Origin of the sequence: Qipengyuania vulgaris, assembly GCF_009827325.1 — a bacterium.
GTDB lineage: Bacteria > Pseudomonadota > Alphaproteobacteria > Sphingomonadales > Sphingomonadaceae > Qipengyuania > Qipengyuania vulgaris.
On sequence record NZ_WTYC01000003.1, the window covers coordinates 137,075 to 154,458 of the forward strand.

The window sequence follows — 17,384 nt, forward strand, 5'->3', positions numbered from 1 at the left end:
TGCCGGATCAGTTCGGACGCGGTGCACGAGACGAGGAGTGATACTGGACGATTTTCCAAGCGCCATCCTCGTGGGTCAGGACCGACGTGGCGACCCCGTCACGCTCGATCTCGCGGCCGTCCTTAAGGGCGATCCGGTATCGATAGGTTTCGTGGCCGAACGCTACATGACCGACCATCCGGACACTCAGAGTCGGATTGGTGAATGTGAACTCGGTGATCTCGCCTAGTTCCGGGCCGAGATGATGCTCCATGTACTGCGCAAAGGAGCCTTCAGCCTTGCCGTTCTCGAACACCATGGAATCGTCTGCGAACAGCGCTCTCATGGCGGCCTCGTCTCGCGTAACCAAGGCGTCTCGATAAGCGACCAGCGTTGCTTCCGCATTTTGCTTGAGCGAGTCCCGGGCCTCGCCGTGTGTGCTATGTGCTGAATGGTCAGCGTGATCGGCGTGCTGTGCGTGTGCAGCAACAGGCGCTGCAGCAAGTGCGGCTGCAGCTGAAGCCGCGAAATACTCAAACTTCATTGTAATCCCCTCTTCAGAACCAGAACCGAACGCCCAGAACGTAATTCGTCATGCTGGGATCTTCCCCCGCGAGGTGCGCATAGTCGGCGCTCTGACCAACTTTCCATTCCTGCTCCACCCCGATGTAAGGGGCAAACTCCCGAGCGATTTCGTAACGCAGGCGCAGCCCCAGTTCGACAGAATCCAGGCCCGCTCCGATCCCGAGCTCGGGAATGTCCTGTGCAGACAGACTTACCTCAGCACGCGGTTGCAGGAGAAGGCGCTGCGTGATGCGCTGGTCAAGCTCGGCCTCGATGCTCGCGGTAATGTCGCCTTTGTTCGACAGAAAGGCGGCTGCATCGACTTCAAAAGTATAGGGGGCCAACCCTTGGACACCGATGACGGCATGGGTGCGCTCGGGACCGGTCAAGTCCTGCCGAACTCCAGCCTGAAGATCCCACCACGGTCCAATCGCGTGGCTCCAAAGGCCCTGTATCTCGGCGGACTCCACCTGTTCGCCGAAGACGCCTTCGCCCTCGCTCTTGAACCAGAATTTGTCAGTATCGCCACCGTAATAGCCCTGCACGTCCCACAGGTAGCCATCGCCGCCTTCTCGCGCGCGATATTCAGCGCGATCGCCCTGGAACCAGAACACATTCATCCCGCCATTCTCGGTACGCAGGGCATTGCGCGAGGCTCGCATTGCATCGGCACCCCAGATCGCATCGGCGGCGCGAGGCGGTCCCGATCCTGCCGAAGCCGGAGGCGGCCCGTCCGGGATGGGGGTCATGTCCATCGCGCCGTGGCCCATCGCACCGTGGCCTATGGGCGGCTGTTCGGGCAGCTGCGTGTTTTCATGGCCCATCGTGGAATGGTCCATGCCTTCCATCTTGGAATGATCCATCTTGGAATGATCCATGGCGGAGTGGTCCATGGTCGAGTGGTCCATGCCCTGCATCTCGCCATTGTCCATCTGCGAATGGTCCATCTGAGAATGGTCCACGCCGGAATGGGCGTCGGCGTGACCGCCCGCGGCCGGTCCGGCCGGTTGCGCCGCCGGCGCGCAGGAGCCTTCGGGAACGGCATGGCCCATAGCGCGGTGGCGTGCGGCCTCCTCTTCGCATTCGGTCTGGGCAGGTGTTTGCCCGCCAGCCATCGCGTGGCCCGAATGGTCCTGTGCAAAAGCTGGGGTGGCGGTGCTCGCAAGGAGCATGGTGACGAGCAGGCGCATCAGTCTTCTCCCACCCGTTTCACATCGGGCTGATTGCCCCGCGGCGCGACGGTCACGATTTGAAACATGCCAGAATGCATGTGATAGAGCAGGTGGCAGTGGAAGGCCCAGTCGCCCTCCTCGTCGGCGGTAAGGTCAAAGGTAGCGCTCCCGCCGGGCTGCACGATAACGGTATGTTTCTGCGGTTGGCGGTCGGCAGGCGCACCGTTGACCAGTTCGAAGAAGTGCCCGTGGAGGTGGATCGGGTGCGCCATCATCGTGTCATTGACCAGCTTCACCCGGACACGTTCGTTATAGGCGAAGCGGATCGGATCGTCGCTGACCGCGGTGAACTTCTTGCCGTCGAACGACCACATGTAGCGTTCCATGTTTCCGGTCAGATGGATTTCCATTTGCCGCGACGGGCGGCGCAAATCGTCATTCGGTGCGAGCGCAACCAAGTCCTTGTAGGTCAGGACCTTGTGGGGAACCTTATCGAGGCCAAGTCCGGGATCACCCATGCGATCGACCGGGTTCATCGACACCATATCGATACCTGGCCCGACCTTTACGTCGGGGGGCAACTTAGATGTGTCGCGCATGTTCATGCCGCTCATGTCCATGCCGGCCATCGGCTCGGCAGCGGCGCCCTGCGATGACATGTCATGGCCCATGGCTGAGTGATCCATGCCTTCCATATCTCCGCCATGGTCCATGCCACCCGGAACGTGGTTCATGCCCATGTCCGCCATCGTCAGCAGCGGCGGGTCGCGGAGTGGGGGTACGGTTGCCCGCACGCCGGGGCGGGATGCCAATGTGGCTACAGCCATGCCCGACCGGTCCATGCTCTCGGCGACGATCGTCCGGGCTTCGCCTGTCGGCTCGACAACGATGTCATAAGTCTCTGCCGTGCCGATCTGGAATTCTTCGATTTCAACCGGGCGCACATTCTGTCCGTCGGCACCGACTACCCAGAACTTCACCCCGGGAATACGAATGTTGAAGAAGGTCATGGCGCTTCCGTTGATGATTCGCAGCCGCACCCGTTCGCCCGGATTAAAGAGAAATTCCAATCCCTCTTCCGGTCCCCGCCCATTGGCGAGATAGGTGTAGGTCGAGCCCGTCACGTCCAGGATGTCGGTCGCCATCATTCGCATGCGGGCCCACATCCGCCGGTCCTCGCCCGACAACGGATAGTCGTCGGCCCAGGTGTTTTGCTGGTAATTGAAGTAGCCTTCGCCCTTCTTCAGCTTGTCCATGATCGTATGCGGATGGAGAGGGGTAAATTCGCTGAGCAGCAGCACGTAATCGCGGTCGGCCTGGACAGGATCGGTTCCGGCGGGTTCGACCACGATCGGGCCGTAATGCCCAGCCTGCTCCTGCAGCCCCGAGTGACTATGCCACCAATACGTTCCGCCCTGGCGCAGCGCGGGAATGTCATAGACGAACGTCTCACCCGGTTTGATCCCGGGGAAGCTGACACCAGGAACGCCATCGAATTGGAACGGCAGCAGCAGGCCGTGCCAGTGGATCGAGCTGTCTTCATCGAGCGTGTTCGTGACCGCGAGACGAACCGGCTGACCTTCCTGGAGGCGAACCAGCGGACCGGGCACGCTGCCATTGACGGCGATCGCATGCCCGCGACGCCCCTGCACCACGCGAGGTCCTTCGCCGATTGTCAGGGCAATGTCGCGGCCCGCCACTTCGTCGAAACCGGGGCGGATAGATCCCCCACCGTGAAGATCAGCACCGCGAGCCCAGGCGGGCAGGGCCAATGCGCCTGCACCAAGCGCTCCAGATCCTAAAAGTCGTCGACGTGAAACCAGCAATTCGGACATGGGTGTTGCAACTCCTTCGGCTCTTGTCATATATACCCCGTAGGAGTATTGCAAGATACCCTGCAGGGTATTGCAGCAGATGGAGCGCTAAAAACGTGTCAGCAACCGATGGTTCCCGCATTGTCAATCGTCTTCGCAGGATCGAGGGACAGGTGCGCGGCGTAGCGCAGATGATCGAGGACGATCGTTACTGTATCGACGTCCTCAATCAGGTGCAGGCAATAAAGGCTGCCCTGGGTCGGGCCGAGAGCGAGATACTCAAGCGCCATGCCGCGTGCTGTGTGGCTGAAGCAATTGCCAGCGGTGACCCAGACGAACAGAAACAGAAGTTCGGCGAACTGGTCGACCTGTTCGAGAAGGCAAAGCGGTGAATTCCGTTCTCCGTCTTTTCGCTTGCCTGGTCCTCCTCCTCTCGCCAACGGCCTCGTTCGCACACGGTAACGAAAAGTACGGCGAGGAAGAAACGCGGCCAACTGCAAGCGAGGCGGTCCATACTCAACCCGGTCACGACATGGCAGTCGCGGTTAACGAGGCGACTTCGAGCGCTACGCCGGAAGACCACGATGACGGGCAGGTTGAAAGCGAAGGCATCACCGGAGTACTCAAGAGCCTGCATCCGGCAACGGTCCACTTTCCGGTCGCGCTCTTCTTGATGGCTGCGCTTACCGAGTTGTTCGTAATGACCCGCCGCACGCCCGAGCACGAAGCGGCCGTAAGGATCATGATCTACGGCGGCGCTGCGGGAGGTGTCTTGGCCGCCCTCTTCGGATGGATACACACCGGTCTGTGGTTCGGCGGCGATACCGTCATGCAGGTTCACCGCTGGAACGGAATGCTGATCTCCGTCCTAGGCATGGCAGCGGCCTGGATAGCTTACCGACCGTCAAGATCGCGCGCTGCTCTTCGCTTCTTGCTTTTTCCAATTGCCGCGCTGCTGATTGTTCAAGGCTTCATGGGCGGTGAGCTCGCCCACGGTCTCAATCACCTTAAGCTCTAAAGGAAACTCTCATGCGTCCCGTTATCTTCGCATTTGCTGGAAAGTTGCTTGTTGTGCCTGCCTGCCTGTTGACGCTCGCGGGATGCGGTGACGCCGCCTCGCCGATCGACGATGACGCGCCGGCTGCTGAGACGGCTATCGCTACTCCGGTTCCGACTGAGCTCGCAGTTGCGACCACACCAGCAACGGATGAGCCGGTTGCGGCGTCGAGCCAGGCTCCTGTGCCCAGTGCCGCGCCCGCTCCTTCGGTTCAGAAGGCCACCCCTGCTCCTGTCGCGACACCGGAACCGACCCCGACCGCAACGGCTGCTGCAGATCCGCACGCGGGGCACGACATGTCGAACATGTCGGACGAAAACATGAAATCCATGGGACACGACTGATGAACTCGAACAGGAACCCGACCCGCCGCCCCTTTCTACCCGCACTCGGCACAGTACTTCTTGTAGCATGCACAGGCGCCGCTCAGGCCGCGAACTTCACGATGTACCGCGATCCCAGTTGCGGATGCTGCGAAGCTTGGGCGGCGCATATGCGGCACGGCGAAAAGCATGAGGTCGAGACGATCGATCACCCCGACATGGCGTCTGTAAAGACGGGAAACGGCGTGCCGGATGACTTGCGTTCGTGTCATACAATGATCGCTGACGGCTATGTCATAGAAGGACATGTGCCTGCTGCCGATGTCGAGCGCCTGCTCGCGGAAAGGTCCGACTGGGTCCAAGGTTTGGCGGTCGCCGGTATGCCGCTCGGTTCGCCGGGCATGGAGGCGGGCGGACGAGTGCAGCCCTATGAGGTCATCGCTTTTGGCAACGGACGCCGTGAGGTTTTCGCGTCATATCCCTGATCCCGATCACACACTCTTGCCACGCAGAGGAGGCCGAATATGAGCTGTTGCGACAAGCACCACACGCACGATGTGAAAGGTGAAGGCAGCGCGATCGATCCCGTCTGCGGCATGAGCGTAACAATCGAGGGCGCGGCGCATATCGCCGAGCACGATGGCGCAACTCACTACTTCTGTTCGGCGCGGTGCAAAGACAAGTTCGTCGGCAATCCGGATCACTACCTGTCCGGCGCGCATCTCGAACAGGTCGAGAACGTTCCCGAGGGGACGATCTACACTTGCCCCATGCATCCTGAGATCCGCCAGGTAGGACCGGGAAGTTGCCCCATCTGCGGGATGGCGCTGGAGCCCGAGACGGTCAGTCTCGAGGATGGACCCGATCCTGAACTCGTCGATATGACCCGCCGATTTTGGGTCAGCGCGCTCTTCACCCTGCCGTTATTCATTTACGCGATGAGCGACATGGTACCCGGAATCAGCTTCGACCGGCTGATTGAACCGGCGCGCGCCCAGTGGGCGCAACTGTTGCTAGCGACACCCGTAGTGCTGTGGGGTGGTTGGCCCTTCTTTGTGCGGGCGTGGCAATCGCTCCAAACCCGTAATCTCAACATGTTCACGCTCATCGGCTTCGGCGTGGCGATTGCGTTTCTGTTCAGCCTCATAGCCACACTCCTGCCAGATATATTTCCACCCGCCTTCCGCGATCACTCGGGCCGCGTCGGTGTCTATTACGAGGCGGCGGCAGTCATCACGACGCTTGTGCTGCTCGGCCAGGTGCTCGAACTCAGGGCGCGCGGATCGACCTCGAGCGCGCTGCGCGCACTGCTTGAACTCGCACCGCCGACAGCGGTGAAAATCTACGATGGCGGCGACGAGCGCGAAGTGTCGCTCGACCAATTGGCGAGCGGAGACCTGCTTCGCGTTCGCCCGGGCGACAAGGTGCCAGTCGATGGTGAGGTGACCGAGGGAGCGAGCGCAATCGACGAGTCCATGATAAGCGGTGAGCCGTTGCCGGTTTCGAAGAAGGTCGGCGACCAGGTGATCGGCGGAACGGTCAACCAGACGGGCGGCTTTGTGATGCGCGCTGGCGCCGTCGGCAAGGACACGATGCTGTCCAAGATCGTCCAGATGGTTGCCGAGGCTCAGCGCAGCCGGGCACCAATCCAGCGCCTGGCCGATCAAGTCGCGGCCTGGTTCGTGCCTGCGGTGGTCGTGATCGCGGTTGTTACGTTCATCGTCTGGGCAATCTGGGGGCCATTTCCTGCGCTGGCCTATGCGCTGGTCAACGCGATCGCGGTTCTCATCATCGCCTGTCCGTGCGCGCTAGGCCTGGCAACACCGATGTCGATCATGACCGGCACCGGCAAGGGCGCCCAGCACGGCATCCTCATTCGCAACGCCGAGGCGCTCGAGACCCTCGAAAAGATCGACACGCTGGTGGTCGACAAGACCGGCACGCTCACCGTGGGAAAGCCCGATTTGGTCGCGGTTACGCCTCGCGATGGCCTCGATGAAGCAGATTTCCTTTCCGCGATCGCTGCAGTCGAAATAGGAAGCGAGCATCCGCTTGCCCACGCCATAGTCGAGGGCACCAAGGCGCGAGGCATAGCTGTCGAGGCTGCGTCGGATCTGGCGTCGACTACCGGTGAAGGTGTCGAGGCGCGCGTGGGATTGCGCAAGGTCGCTATCGGCAACGAAAAACTGATGCGCCGGCTCGGCATCGAAGATCAGGAATGGCTCGGTTCTGCAGAGGCCGGTCGCGCCCAAGGGCAGACGGTGATGTTCGTCGCCATCGATGGTGCGCCGGCGGGACTGATCGCGGTCGCCGACCCGATCAAGCCGACCAGCGCGGCGGCCATCCGGGCGCTCCACAAGCGTGGGATCAAAGTGGTCATGCTGACCGGCGATAGCCGCGCCACCGCCGATGCCGTGGCACGCCAGATCGGTATCGACGATGTCGAAGCCAATGTCTCGCCGGAAGACAAGCATCGAAAGATCGAGGCTCTCAAGGCCTCTGGCAATCGCGTTGCGATGGCCGGGGACGGCATTAACGACGCGCCCGCGCTGGCGGCTGCGGACGTCGGCATTGCGATGGGCACGGGCACTGACGTGGCGATTGAAAGCGCCGGCGTCACTCTGGTCCGGGGCGACCTCACCGGCGTGCTCCAGGCAATAGTCCTGTCCCGCGCCACCATGCGCAACATCCGCCAGAACCTCTTGTTCGCATTCGGATACAATGCACTAGGCATCCCCGTAGCAGCGGGCGTGCTCTTCCCTGCCTTCGGCTTGCTTCTGAATCCGATGATCGCGGCCGCGGCGATGAGCCTCTCGTCGGTATCGGTCATTGCCAATGCCTTGCGGCTGCGCGGGCTAAAGCTTCCCACATTGGACGAGGAGCGAGCATGATCGCGGCAACAGCAATCGGAATATCACTCTTCCTTGCGTCTCTGACCTTGCACCTCGCCATGCTGCGGTTGGCAAAGAATGTTTCGCCGCCGGGGCTGGCGCCTGCTCGCTTACGACTGACGGGCGGCTCGCTGCTCGTCCTACTAAGCCATATGCTTGTAGCTGTCGTATTCGCGGTCGGATTTGCTTGGGCCGCATCGCTCGGACTTGGTGGGTTTGCCAAGGAACCGGCAATGTCGTGCATGGATTATTACTACTTCGCCCTAATCACTGTCACGACGGTGGGCTTGGGTGACATTTATCCGACCGATCACCTGAGGGTGATTGCGGGCATCGCGTCACTGACCGGTTTCATCCTGATCAGCTGCACCGCACAGTACGTATACAAGACGATGAGCCAACAGGAGGATTGAATGGCCGACAACCATAACGCGGATCACCAGCAGCACCACGGCGGTGGGGGCAATTACTGGCGCTTCATGGCGATGGTGGCGACATCCACCGCGATCATGTTCGGCCTGATGTATCTCAATACTTACGAGCTCGATCACGTGTTCTGGAGCGAAACGCGCTTCTGGATGACTTTCGTTATGGGCGGCATGATGATGATCGTCATGCTTCTCTTCATGTGGGGCATGTACAAGGACAAGGCCAAGAACTTCATCATCCTGGGCGTCGGTGCCCTGACCTTCGCGGTGGCGCTCTGGTTGGTTCGCAGCCAGGCGACCGTCAACGATGAAGAATATATGGCAGCGATGATTCCGCATCACTCTATCGCCGTATTGACCAGTTCCCGAGCCGAGATCACTGATCCGCGTGTTCGCAAGCTCGCAGACGCCATCATCGAAGCTCAGATCAAGGAAATCGCCGAGATGAAGCTGTTGATCGAAGACATCGAGACCAACGGGGAGATGGGCGATGGCACCCCCTTGCCGGCACGGACCACTGCCCTAACTCCGGAACTCTTGGAGGAAGCCAAAAAAGCGCTAGAACGACCTGTAGAGCCCGAAGTACGTGACGAAGTCACGGTTGGCGATTGACATTCGCGTAGTTTACCGAACTCAGACGCAGTGATCAGTACCGGCTCCTGGCAAACTGGCGTCAGGAGCCGGACGGTCGATATCGAATGGAATAGTTGACCGCATCTCAGCGCGCGGAGGTGGCCCCGCGGTGATGGGGCCGAATGACTTCAGCTCGCTTGAACGGGGAGCACCGGGAACGGGTATTCAGTGACGAACCCGATTTCGGACGTCACCTCAACGCTTACAGATTGATCTGAAACAACATCAACCAGTTCTTCTTCTGCTATGCTTTGGCAATTCAGAGGAGAGAACCATGAAAATTAACGCTTTCAAGCTCGGTATCGCCACTGCTGCAGTCTTTGGCGTCGCGTGGGTGATTTGCAGCCTCTTCGTTATGGGAGCGCCGCGGGTAATGATGCAAATGACAGGTCACATGGTCCACGCCGATTTCAGTCACATGAACTGGCAACTCAATTTTTTAGGCGTGGTCGTCGGCCTGCTTTCTTGGTCGATTGGGGCTGGCGCGATCGCCGGCCTGACTGCGGCTGTTTATAATCGGCTGGTAGACTGATGGAGACTTAGTCGGTCCGGCTGCAGAGCGAACTGAAGTCGGCCTTGTGCTACGGTGCATATCCTCAATGGGAGAAAAGCCATGATCCTGAGATTGGTAGCCATCATGGCTGCTGGGGCGTTCGCCGCGTCCTGCATGAGGAAGACGCGTAAAAGAAACGCCGCATATGCTCCCGACCAGCCTCATGAGAGCTATTTAGATATTCGCGATGCGGGCCCCGATGCAATGCGGGATGCCCCCCGTCGAGAGTGGACGGAGATCGACGAAGATCTCGACGAAAGCTTTCCAGCCAGCGATCCGCCTGGTGGATATTAGAGGAAAGAACCTTTGGTTGTGACGACGAGAGAACCACCGGAACTTTGGCTCGCCCTACAGGGGTTCCTTGTCGCCTTCGTCTGGGAGATGTTCCAGATGCCATTCTATGAGATGGATGCTGAGACGCCGTGGGCCGCAACAAAGGCCTGCGCGGCCGCATCTCTTGGCGATGCAGGTATTATGGTGGTGGCGGCGTGTTTGGCGAATAGGTTATCCAAGGGATCACTCTGGATGAAGCAGCCGAGCCTCTCCGCAATTCTGATCTATCTTGGCGCGGGAATTGGCGTAACAATCGCAATCGAATGGCTGGCGCTACGGTCCGATTGGGGCTGGGAATATTCCCATTTGATGCCTCAAATATTCCGAATTGGGCTTGTGCCGCTGGCGATGTGGGTTGTCGTGCCGTCTTTATCGCTCTTCCTCAGCAGGAAAATCGTGGGAAGCAAAGCACGCTTTAAAGACCCCTCAGCCTGTTAATCTCGCTAGTTTAAGAATGGGCGCGTTGCTGCCGGAGCTTGGTACTCGCCTCAACGGCGGCCTTCGCGGCTTAGTCTCCTGAAAGCGGACCGGAAACTTCCCACCCCGTTCTTGCCTATTGTGCTTGGTGTGGTTCTCTCCAAAAGCAGACCATCGCCGGTCAACGCCTAGCTGACATCTAGACCAAAGTATGTTCCTGTTGCGCGGAGCCAAAGCACTTGGAAAGGTCCCAAGGACATAGCTCTCAGCCCCATCTTGCTTTGAGTGCAAAGGATCAGGCCATTGGCAGATGTAAAAATCGTTCGAGCTTTAGCTTTAATTCTTGGCCTTGGCGGGTGGACCTTGCCTACTGCGCCCTTGCTTGCCGGTGATGACATGCCCGATGCGGCGCAATGTCTTAAGAAGAAGAACGACCCTAACCCTGAAGCTTCAATCGGTTCTTGTAATTCTTTGATCGAGGACGGCAGTCTGTCTCAGCAGGAGCTCGCGGACGCGCTCTATACCCGCGGTCGAATTAGGGCAGAGCTTGGTGATCATGCGCGCGCCATTTCTGATTTTGATGAAGCGCTTAGGGCCGACCCGGAATTTGCGAAAGCACACAACGCCCGCGCAGGCATCTATGCTGATCTCGGGCTCGTGGAGGAAGCGATTGCGGACTATGGCGATGCGCTCAAGATCGACCCTCTCTATTCCACTGCAATCCACAATCGCGGGATTGCTTACCATCAGAAGGGCGAAGTTGCTCTCGCCATCGCCGACTACTCTGCCGCTATCCAAATTGATTCCGAGAGTGATCTATATCTGACCAATCGGGGCGCGGCGTTTGCCGACCTGGGGGACCATTTTGGAGCCATTGCTGATTATAACGCAGCACTTAAGATCAGCACTAATGCTCCTGACACATATAATAACCGTGGTTTTTCGTATCTACATCTAGGGTGGGTTGAGAACGCGATTGAAGATTTTGATCGTGCCATCTCACTCAACCCCGCTGACCCGCTGTATCTAAACAATCGGGGGACCGCTCATGCTCTCCAATCAAGTTGGGTGAAGGCCAGAGAGGACTTTGAAGCCGCTTTGCAGATCAACCCAGATGACGGGGCAGCAATGTATGGTCTTGGCATCATCAGCTACCTTGATGGGCGCGAAGAAGAGGGCCTTGCAATGATGAAAAGGGCCATCTCAATTGATCCGCAAGCCGGTCAAGATTTTCACAGCCTCGGGCTTCTCTGGCAGTCCATAGATATCGGTGGGTGATCCTTGAGCGGTTGCTTTCCGACCACTCGTGACGCTTTGCTCGAGTACCACAGGGTGCCAGGAGCGGACCGACTGCTTCCGACGCCTCGAACAGTCAGCTATTGAAGTCTCCATTGGCAGTCATCAGACTCAACAGTGCAATTGCCGTGCTTCGGGCGTCGGGCCAAGACGCGCTGGCAAGCGCCGCCGGTCCCGCTTCAACCAGCCTCGATTGATTTACGGTCTCCTTGAGTTTCTCGCCGAGAGCATTGGCAAGGTGAAGTTCGTTATCGAAGAGCCAAGAACCGCTTCCCTGCACGGGGTCGTCGTATAGTTCGAGGTCATTGAGGATGGTGTCGAGGCTCAAGCCAATCCTCTCCGGATTGGGCGCGTCCGACGCGATGACTTCTAGTGACCGAAATAGGTCACGTCGGTCTTCATTCCACCATTTGTCGGCAAGGCTTCTCATGCCTGAAAAGATGCGCGGCCTGACCAATTCACGCAATACGCAATGGCTGCATTCCACCCCGAACTCGCCGCTTTGAACGTGTATAGCTGGTCCCAGGAGCGGACCGACAATTACCGACGCCGTTGCGGACGTCGGACTTCGATGGAATAGTCGAAGGATGCAGTTAAGATTAGAAATATGAATCCGCGTAAATTGATCGGCGGAACAGCCTTCTGCATGCTCCTGCTTTGGGGCTGGGCCGCCAGTTACATTGGAGGAATTTCCCAAGACGATTGGGGACTCCTCTGGCGATTGGCATATGTCATTTGGTTATGCGTGACCTTTGTCATGGCATTCTATGACCGGAAGAACCTTCCAGAGAAAGCATGGGATTTTAACCCGAAGCGAGGCGTTCTATATTTCTTTCTGGGTTGGATCATCTTCCCGGTGCTTATTGGAGTGGAGGCGCTATCTGGAGCCGACTTCACACTAAGTCGAATGTTGGTAGGCACGCTTGCGATGTCGGTGCTGATTGGCATCCTAGGCATCTTCACGGAAAACGTTGGGGTTTAAGCAACGAATGTCTGTTTCCCACCCCGTTCTTGCCGTTTCCGCTCGACGAAGTGATCATCAAATTCAGTCATTCCGCTGCCGACGCCATTACGGATATTCATTAGTCAACGGCGATCATCTCCCCATCATTACGAATGCAAGGGAAGATAGGGCGGAAATCCGAGGTTTTCAGAGGAATCGTAACATCAATCTGGAGCAAAAAGTCTCTTCACCCACGCAGGACCTAAACGCAGCGTATGTCCGGTTTGAACGGTTTCCTAGCGGAAGCGCTCTGATAGGAAAGTTTTTCCTAAACTGACCCCTGCGGGACCTCTTAGCCACTTCTCCAGCGAGACTAGCCGACAACTCGCAGCGACAGCTTTGGACTTCGCAACCACGATAGATGATGAACGAAACTGGGTGGAAAGTACCCCGAAGTATATCAAGTTGTCCCATGCCATAGGCGAGCGAGGTTCATCCAACCCTGCCTCTATCCGATCCAGGCGCTCAGGGAGCCCTGCGGGTCACATGTTCACGTAGAAGTGCTGAGCGTGTTGGGGCTTGGTGGCAAATCCATCCTGGAGGCCTTCGGCCCAGGTGTTAGGGGAGCTGCTGGTTGGCTTTCCGTGCTGTGAACATTTGGCAATGAAGGCGCTCTTGAGCGGCGCAACGGCATCCGCAACGCGTCCATGGTTGCCCCATCCCTTCGGATCCCACTCGACATCGACGGTGAAAGTGTTGCTGTAGCAACTCGGATTGATCGTGTTGCGATCGGTAGCCTCCATCCCGACCGCCAACCAGACGCGCACGCTCTTGCTGGCGAGACCGCTGCTCTGGCTGATTGTTCCACCTGCAGAAGCGCGCGGCTGCGGGGTGTTCGCAGCGGCTCCAATTTGAGGCGCCGAGTTCAGACGTGCTTGCTCTTGTCTCGCGAAAGCAGCCTGCTGTTCACGAGCATCTTGCGCGCGCTCAATAGCAGCAAGCCTCGTATCCTCCCTGCGTGCCTCTTCTGCTTGGCGGCGGGCATATTCGGCTCGGCCCCTGGCGATAGCTTCGTTCGCAGAATCGCGCATTGACTGCTCCATCGCGTCGTTCTTAGCAGTGGCTTCGGACCAGCCCTTTAATAGCCCCCCGACAAATCCTCCCATATTGTTGGTAGTCACCTCAGGGGGATTATCTGCTTCGTACTGCTCCTCCAAACGAGCTAGTTGAGCGTCTTCGGCGGCCATCCGGGCCTCCTCTATTCTCCACTGGCGTTCGGCTTCGTCCTCTGCCCTCTGGGCGTCAGCGAATGCTGTGGGAGAAGAATTCGCTAAACGGACAATTTTGTGTGGAGGGGTTCCAGCGTTTCTTGGAATAAATTCGATTGTGTATGGATCGACGACCCGGACAACCCCGTCGTACAGTTCCGACCGGAAGAAACCATCTGCACCTTGCCTGTAGTGCTGCACACCGTATGAGGCTGCCTGAGCTAGGACCCCTCCACTTAATGTATAGCTGTTTGCTTGCGCTGGCGAAGTGCCTGGGCGACCATAAACACCTGGGGCCAATTCGGTAGGCTGCGCGTTTGTGCCATGGCGCCTTGTAAACCGAACAAGACTGGCTTTCTCGTTGCCTTCTTCGAAGAGCTCCACTGTCGTTGGATCGACAATTCTGTAAACCATCACAAGATCGTTTGAAGGAGATCCGAGACGATACTCAGCCCCCTGCTCACGCTTGAAAGGAAAGCTCATTGAGGGACCTTTCGCCAAGAGAGTGTCACCCTCTTGCGCGAGAACAACGTAACTAGCCCCATCCTCTCGATCGAATACCCCGTCGACGATGCGCATTCTCTCCGCCTTCGCGAGAGCTACCTCTTCTTCATTGAGACGGACGTAGGAGCCTCGCGTCGGGGGGTTGAGCGCGTTCTTCTCTTTTTGGACCGTGAAGGTGACCCGATCAGCCCCCGCAGGTTGGAGACGGAGGATAAAATCTCCGCCGTAACCCTTCTTCTTTCGTGACACCGTACCGTCGGCCGCAACAATCCACTTTTCCTTGGTATCGTTGCCGTTTGCATCCCGCAAAACCAACTTTCCGTTCGATTTGAGTTCCCAGGTAGATGCCACCCCTTCTTGCCGCACTTCGAGAACGCGACCGGGTTCTTTCCAGGAATACTCGAGCAATAGGGAGCCTTCGGTACCATCGATCTTCCACAACCAGTAACCTCCGGCAAGTGAGGCGAGGGCTCCCCAGTTTTTTCTAGTTTCGGGATCGATGCTCGAGTTGGCATTCTGATTGTGTTGCGAGGTCGCAAGTGCTGTGGGCTCTTGGGGCGGCGGAGACGAAGAACTGTCCTCTTGCTGAGCCAATGACGGACCGGAAAGCAGCGCGGTTAGGCTCGCTGCCGCAAGGATGACGGAAAGTTTCATGCTGCCCCCAGAGAATCAGGAGGCCCGCAGCCTCTCAAGAGAATGATTTACCAAGCAGTTTCCCGAGAGCAAAAGAAATCTACTCGCGAGGCCTCATGCTTGGATTATGCCGAGCGGTATGTGCCGAAATGGCTAACTGTCAGCTGGTTGCAGATAGCGGTTCAAGCAGCCCGCCTGTCTAGGTCAGGAAACAGCGGCAAAGGTTGCGGCTGGTGGGGCTCAACCACGTTTGCGTCGTAGAGCGAGGTCGTCACCCACTCGACTGAGGTGTCCACGTAGACCCCGCGCGCCTCAACGCGAACGCTCCCAGCTCCTTCTCTTGCCACTTCCCACGTGCATTGCAGCTCGTCGTCGTACGTGCCCAGCAGCAACGTTCCATCGCTGACGCCCAGCAGGAACCGATCGTCGTCATCGAAGGGCACGGTCAGGACAGTTTCCAGGTCGCCCGACACATGCAGGCGAGCACTTCCGAGTACGGGTTTGATCGTCACAGCCATTACAGAATCACCTTTCTTGCATGAGAACATACAGAGAACCCGAGGTGAGGAAAAGGGTGATGTTGCCGGGGCGGCGCGCAAAAAAATATAGCGAGAGCGAAAGACCCCGGGCCTACCCAGCTAAAGCGGAGCATTCCTTATTTTCCGTTGAAGCATAGGTCGCCTTCTTCGCTAAACCGAAGGATAATCCTTAGGAGATTGTCCGAACTCAATCACTTGCACCACGCAACGAGGTTATCGGAGCCGGAGCAGGCAACTACTTGAAGATCTGATTGAGCACACGAAGACCTAAGCCTCGAAGTGTCTAGGTCTATTTGCCGTTGTCAGAGGAGGAAAAGGGGCGCACACAGCCTGCAAAGCGCGGGTCGATGTTCCGAATTGATGCCTCAGGTATCAACTATTTGGGAGTTCGGTATGCTCATGCCTCGCTTTGTATCGTTAGCATTTTTGCTCGTCCTCTCATTGTCACTATCTGTGGCAGCGCAGACCGGAACGCCACCGAACTACAAGGTGGTGAAGCCTGGCCCAGTCATTCGAGTGGCTGCCGACAATTTCCACCTCACGGGTTCTTTCAGCGTTAGTAGAGGCACCGAAGTTCAGCCCATCGAAGAGAAGTCATTTGGTTCTGGTGGAGCCTGTATCTACGGTGATTTAGCAGCGGTAGGCGCGCCCGAGCTATCCTGTACCACAAACACACAATGTACTCAGGCTTGGACCGAATTCCACGCGGGGAATCTGAGCAACCCAAACTATGACGCAGCTGCGTTTAACGGAACGTCAGGACAGTGTATCGCTAATCGCTGCTGGTACCGACCGGGGCCCTTACTCTGTACGCGGGTCGTTCCGCCAAATTCTTGGTCTCTAGGCCATCACAAATTCGGTCCATTTAGCCTGGGACACGTCGCAAGGCTGTTCGGAGAGGATGCACAAATTGATTGGCAAGTAGTGACTTGCTCCAACCATGCCCAAGCCAAGGGGCAAGACGATACTGCCTGCGCCATCGGTCAAGGGGTCTATACTCCACCAGCTGAAGCCTCAAAACTCAAGGCGACAAACTGGGAATCCGTAGTCCGGCATCCAGGCGGAGTTTAGAGGGGGCTCACCCGGCCTCCCATGATCAGCTGATACTTTTGCAAAAGCTTCTCGCAGTGAGTACTTAAAGCCATACTTTCGGTGAAAGCTGATCGTTTCATTCACATAAACTGCATCATCGATCAGGCTCGGGATCAAGCCTGTTGAGGTAATCGAATGAGGGGGCAATTGGGATGGCTACGCTTGCCGATACTAAACCACGGCACATTCGCTAGGTTTTGTGACGACCACAAACCACCCCGAAGTCGCCGGCGCTGAGATCCGTCCGTCAAAGTAGCGGACGGTCCGCTTTTGTGGTGTCCCAACGACGCTCTCTTATATCCGAAGTGAGGGCGCGTTGCTGCCGGATCGCGGTATCGCCAGCTGACCAGACCGATCAGATCGACCGTATCGACATGATCGAGAATGCCATGCGCTCCGGCGTCGTCCGACGCATTGCGCGCAGCCCGGGCCATCATCTCAACCGGTTCCAGCGCCCCTGAAGCTGCCTGCGGGCGGTCGCAAAATTCGCCGACACCCACGATCACCGCGTGATCCGTCATTTGCTCAGTCTCCACTTTTCCGTCGGTGTTCGGAAAATTGGCGAGCGGGTCAAGGTAAATCTAATATAATTAGATATAGGGCTGAATTGATCAGCCTGCTCTCACCGCCGAAGGTGCAGTCTATCCTTTCCGCCTCGACCAGATCGGATGAATGCCGCCCTGTGGACGGCATCCGATGTGCCGCCGGCCCTGTGATAACATCTGGCGGGCCAACACTTCATGGAGCACTTCCTGCGCTGCACGTTGGTCCCTTTTTGCTGTGATTTCCTAAAGCACATAATAAGCTCAACCGTGAAATGACCGGTCTCTAAATGGAAGCATCCGACCTGCCAGGTGACGGATGCGTTTATCGTTTCCTGGCTTGTGGCTCCAGTTCTCGACGGGGTCGGCGTGCTCATGGACATCCATTCAGAGCAGCCCCTCT

18 protein-coding genes are annotated in these 17,384 nt (G+C 57.9%); 11 read left to right on the top strand and 7 right to left on the bottom strand.

Features of this window, described 5'->3' with window-relative positions; all coding sequences use genetic code 11:
* Positions 1–7 precede the first annotated feature (7 nt).
* From GRI69_RS07480 to GRI69_RS07490, 3 genes are read right to left on the bottom strand one after another with little or no spacing between them, the layout of a single operon-like run.
* Positions 8–523 carry a YybH family protein gene (locus GRI69_RS07480; protein ID WP_160727645.1) on the bottom strand — a complete coding sequence of 172 codons (516 nt, stop codon included), beginning with the start codon at positions 521–523 and terminating at the stop codon, positions 8–10.
* Positions 524–536: 13 nt separating this feature from the next.
* Positions 537–1,733, bottom strand: a complete 1,197-nt coding sequence (locus GRI69_RS07485) for a copper resistance protein B (protein ID WP_160727646.1) — start codon at positions 1,731–1,733, stop codon at positions 537–539.
* The gene (locus tag GRI69_RS07490; RefSeq protein WP_160727647.1) at positions 1,733–3,550 is read right to left on the bottom strand and encodes a copper resistance system multicopper oxidase; all 1,818 of its coding nucleotides are present in this window, start codon (positions 3,548–3,550) and stop codon (positions 1,733–1,735) included. Before GRI69_RS07490 ends, GRI69_RS07485 begins: the two co-directional genes overlap by 1 nt.
* A gap of 95 nt (positions 3,551–3,645) precedes the next feature.
* On the opposite strand from GRI69_RS07490, the gene GRI69_RS16065 reads away from it, so the two are divergent.
* The 10 genes from GRI69_RS16065 (at position 3,646) to GRI69_RS07545 (ending at position 11,442) form a co-directional block, all read left to right on the top strand.
* The gene (locus tag GRI69_RS16065; protein ID WP_337191042.1) at positions 3,646–3,921 is read left to right on the top strand and encodes a metal-sensitive transcriptional regulator; all 276 of its coding nucleotides are present in this window, start codon (positions 3,646–3,648) and stop codon (positions 3,919–3,921) included.
* Positions 3,918–4,547, top strand: coding sequence for a DUF2231 domain-containing protein (locus tag GRI69_RS07500; protein WP_337191043.1), 630 nt, complete (start codon positions 3,918–3,920; stop codon positions 4,545–4,547). Before GRI69_RS16065 ends, GRI69_RS07500 begins: the two co-directional genes overlap by 4 nt.
* 11 nt (positions 4,548–4,558) lie before the next feature.
* Positions 4,559–4,930, top strand: coding sequence for a dihydrolipoyllysine-residue succinyltransferase component of 2-oxoglutarate dehydrogenase complex (locus GRI69_RS07505; RefSeq protein WP_160727649.1), 372 nt, complete (start codon positions 4,559–4,561; stop codon positions 4,928–4,930).
* On the top strand, positions 4,930–5,394 hold the full coding sequence (locus GRI69_RS07510) for a DUF411 domain-containing protein (RefSeq protein WP_160727650.1): 465 nt from the start codon (positions 4,930–4,932) through the stop codon (positions 5,392–5,394). Before GRI69_RS07505 ends, GRI69_RS07510 begins: the two co-directional genes overlap by 1 nt.
* A 39-nt stretch (positions 5,395–5,433) precedes the next feature.
* Positions 5,434–7,800: a heavy metal translocating P-type ATPase gene (locus GRI69_RS07515; RefSeq protein ID WP_160727651.1), complete on the top strand. Its 2,367-nt coding sequence runs from the start codon at positions 5,434–5,436 to the stop codon at positions 7,798–7,800.
* Positions 7,797–8,213, top strand: coding sequence for an ion channel (locus tag GRI69_RS07520; protein ID WP_160727652.1), 417 nt, complete (start codon positions 7,797–7,799; stop codon positions 8,211–8,213). Before GRI69_RS07515 ends, GRI69_RS07520 begins: the two co-directional genes overlap by 4 nt.
* Complete coding sequence (locus tag GRI69_RS07525; RefSeq protein WP_202391907.1) at positions 8,214–8,840, top strand: DUF305 domain-containing protein; 627 nt, start codon at positions 8,214–8,216, stop codon at positions 8,838–8,840.
* Positions 8,841–9,135: 295 nt separating this feature from the next.
* Positions 9,136–9,393, top strand: a complete 258-nt coding sequence (locus tag GRI69_RS07530) for a DUF5676 family membrane protein (RefSeq protein WP_160727653.1) — start codon at positions 9,136–9,138, stop codon at positions 9,391–9,393.
* A gap of 327 nt (positions 9,394–9,720) precedes the next feature.
* Positions 9,721–10,185, top strand: coding sequence for a hypothetical protein (locus tag GRI69_RS07540; protein ID WP_160727655.1), 465 nt, complete (start codon positions 9,721–9,723; stop codon positions 10,183–10,185).
* 282 nt (positions 10,186–10,467) lie between these two features.
* Positions 10,468–11,442, top strand: coding sequence for a tetratricopeptide repeat protein (locus GRI69_RS07545; RefSeq protein ID WP_160727656.1), 975 nt, complete (start codon positions 10,468–10,470; stop codon positions 11,440–11,442).
* A gap of 94 nt (positions 11,443–11,536) precedes the next feature.
* Here GRI69_RS07545 and GRI69_RS07550 read toward each other — a convergent pair whose 3' ends face one another.
* The gene (locus GRI69_RS07550) at positions 11,537–11,788 is read right to left on the bottom strand and encodes a hypothetical protein (protein ID WP_237452997.1); all 252 of its coding nucleotides are present in this window, start codon (positions 11,786–11,788) and stop codon (positions 11,537–11,539) included.
* A gap of 279 nt (positions 11,789–12,067) precedes the next feature.
* On the opposite strand from GRI69_RS07550, the gene GRI69_RS07555 reads away from it, so the two are divergent.
* Positions 12,068–12,442 (top strand): hypothetical protein, encoded by a 375-nt coding sequence (locus GRI69_RS07555; RefSeq protein ID WP_160727658.1) that lies wholly within the window; start codon positions 12,068–12,070, stop codon positions 12,440–12,442.
* Between the two features lie 503 nt (positions 12,443–12,945).
* Here GRI69_RS07555 and GRI69_RS07560 read toward each other — a convergent pair.
* The 3 genes from GRI69_RS07560 to GRI69_RS16070 all read right to left on the bottom strand — a co-directional run bounded on the left by GRI69_RS07560 (position 12,946) and on the right by GRI69_RS16070 (position 16,960).
* Positions 12,946–14,829: a hypothetical protein gene (locus GRI69_RS07560; RefSeq protein WP_237452998.1), complete on the bottom strand. Its 1,884-nt coding sequence runs from the start codon at positions 14,827–14,829 to the stop codon at positions 12,946–12,948.
* A 161-nt stretch (positions 14,830–14,990) separates the two neighbouring features.
* Positions 14,991–15,326 carry a hypothetical protein gene (locus GRI69_RS07565; RefSeq protein ID WP_160727660.1) on the bottom strand — a complete coding sequence of 112 codons (336 nt, stop codon included), beginning with the start codon at positions 15,324–15,326 and terminating at the stop codon, positions 14,991–14,993.
* Positions 15,327–16,552: 1,226 nt separating this feature from the next.
* Entirely contained in the window at positions 16,553–16,960 is a 408-nt protein-coding gene (locus GRI69_RS16070; RefSeq protein WP_237452999.1) for a hypothetical protein, read from the bottom strand.
* Positions 16,961–17,384 lie beyond the last annotated feature (424 nt).

What these genes read in the sequence shown, in the direction of transcription:
- GRI69_RS07505 (WP_160727649.1), top strand. Translation starts at nt 4,559, where the DNA reads ATGCGTCCCGTTATCTTCGCATTTGCTGGAAAGTTGCTTGTTGTGCCT.
- GRI69_RS07510 (WP_160727650.1), top strand. Translation starts at nt 4,930, where the DNA reads ATGAACTCGAACAGGAACCCGACCCGCCGCCCCTTTCTACCCGCACTC.
- GRI69_RS07520 (WP_160727652.1), top strand. Translation starts at nt 7,797, where the DNA reads ATGATCGCGGCAACAGCAATCGGAATATCACTCTTCCTTGCGTCTCTG.
- GRI69_RS07480 (WP_160727645.1), bottom strand. Translation starts at nt 523, where the DNA reads ATGAAGTTTGAGTATTTCGCGGCTTCAGCTGCAGCCGCACTTGCTGCA.
- GRI69_RS07530 (WP_160727653.1), top strand. Translation starts at nt 9,136, where the DNA reads ATGAAAATTAACGCTTTCAAGCTCGGTATCGCCACTGCTGCAGTCTTT.
- GRI69_RS07565 (WP_160727660.1), bottom strand. Translation starts at nt 15,326, where the DNA reads ATGGCTGTGACGATCAAACCCGTACTCGGAAGTGCTCGCCTGCATGTG.
- GRI69_RS07490 (WP_160727647.1), bottom strand. Translation starts at nt 3,550, where the DNA reads ATGTCCGAATTGCTGGTTTCACGTCGACGACTTTTAGGATCTGGAGCG.
- GRI69_RS07485 (WP_160727646.1), bottom strand. Translation starts at nt 1,733, where the DNA reads ATGCGCCTGCTCGTCACCATGCTCCTTGCGAGCACCGCCACCCCAGCT.
- GRI69_RS07560 (WP_237452998.1), bottom strand. Translation starts at nt 14,829, where the DNA reads ATGAAACTTTCCGTCATCCTTGCGGCAGCGAGCCTAACCGCGCTGCTT.
- GRI69_RS07515 (WP_160727651.1), top strand. Translation starts at nt 5,434, where the DNA reads ATGAGCTGTTGCGACAAGCACCACACGCACGATGTGAAAGGTGAAGGC.
- GRI69_RS07525 (WP_202391907.1), top strand. Translation starts at nt 8,214, where the DNA reads ATGGCCGACAACCATAACGCGGATCACCAGCAGCACCACGGCGGTGGG.
- GRI69_RS16070 (WP_237452999.1), bottom strand. Translation starts at nt 16,960, where the DNA reads ATGACGGATCACGCGGTGATCGTGGGTGTCGGCGAATTTTGCGACCGC.
- GRI69_RS07555 (WP_160727658.1), top strand. Translation starts at nt 12,068, where the DNA reads ATGAATCCGCGTAAATTGATCGGCGGAACAGCCTTCTGCATGCTCCTG.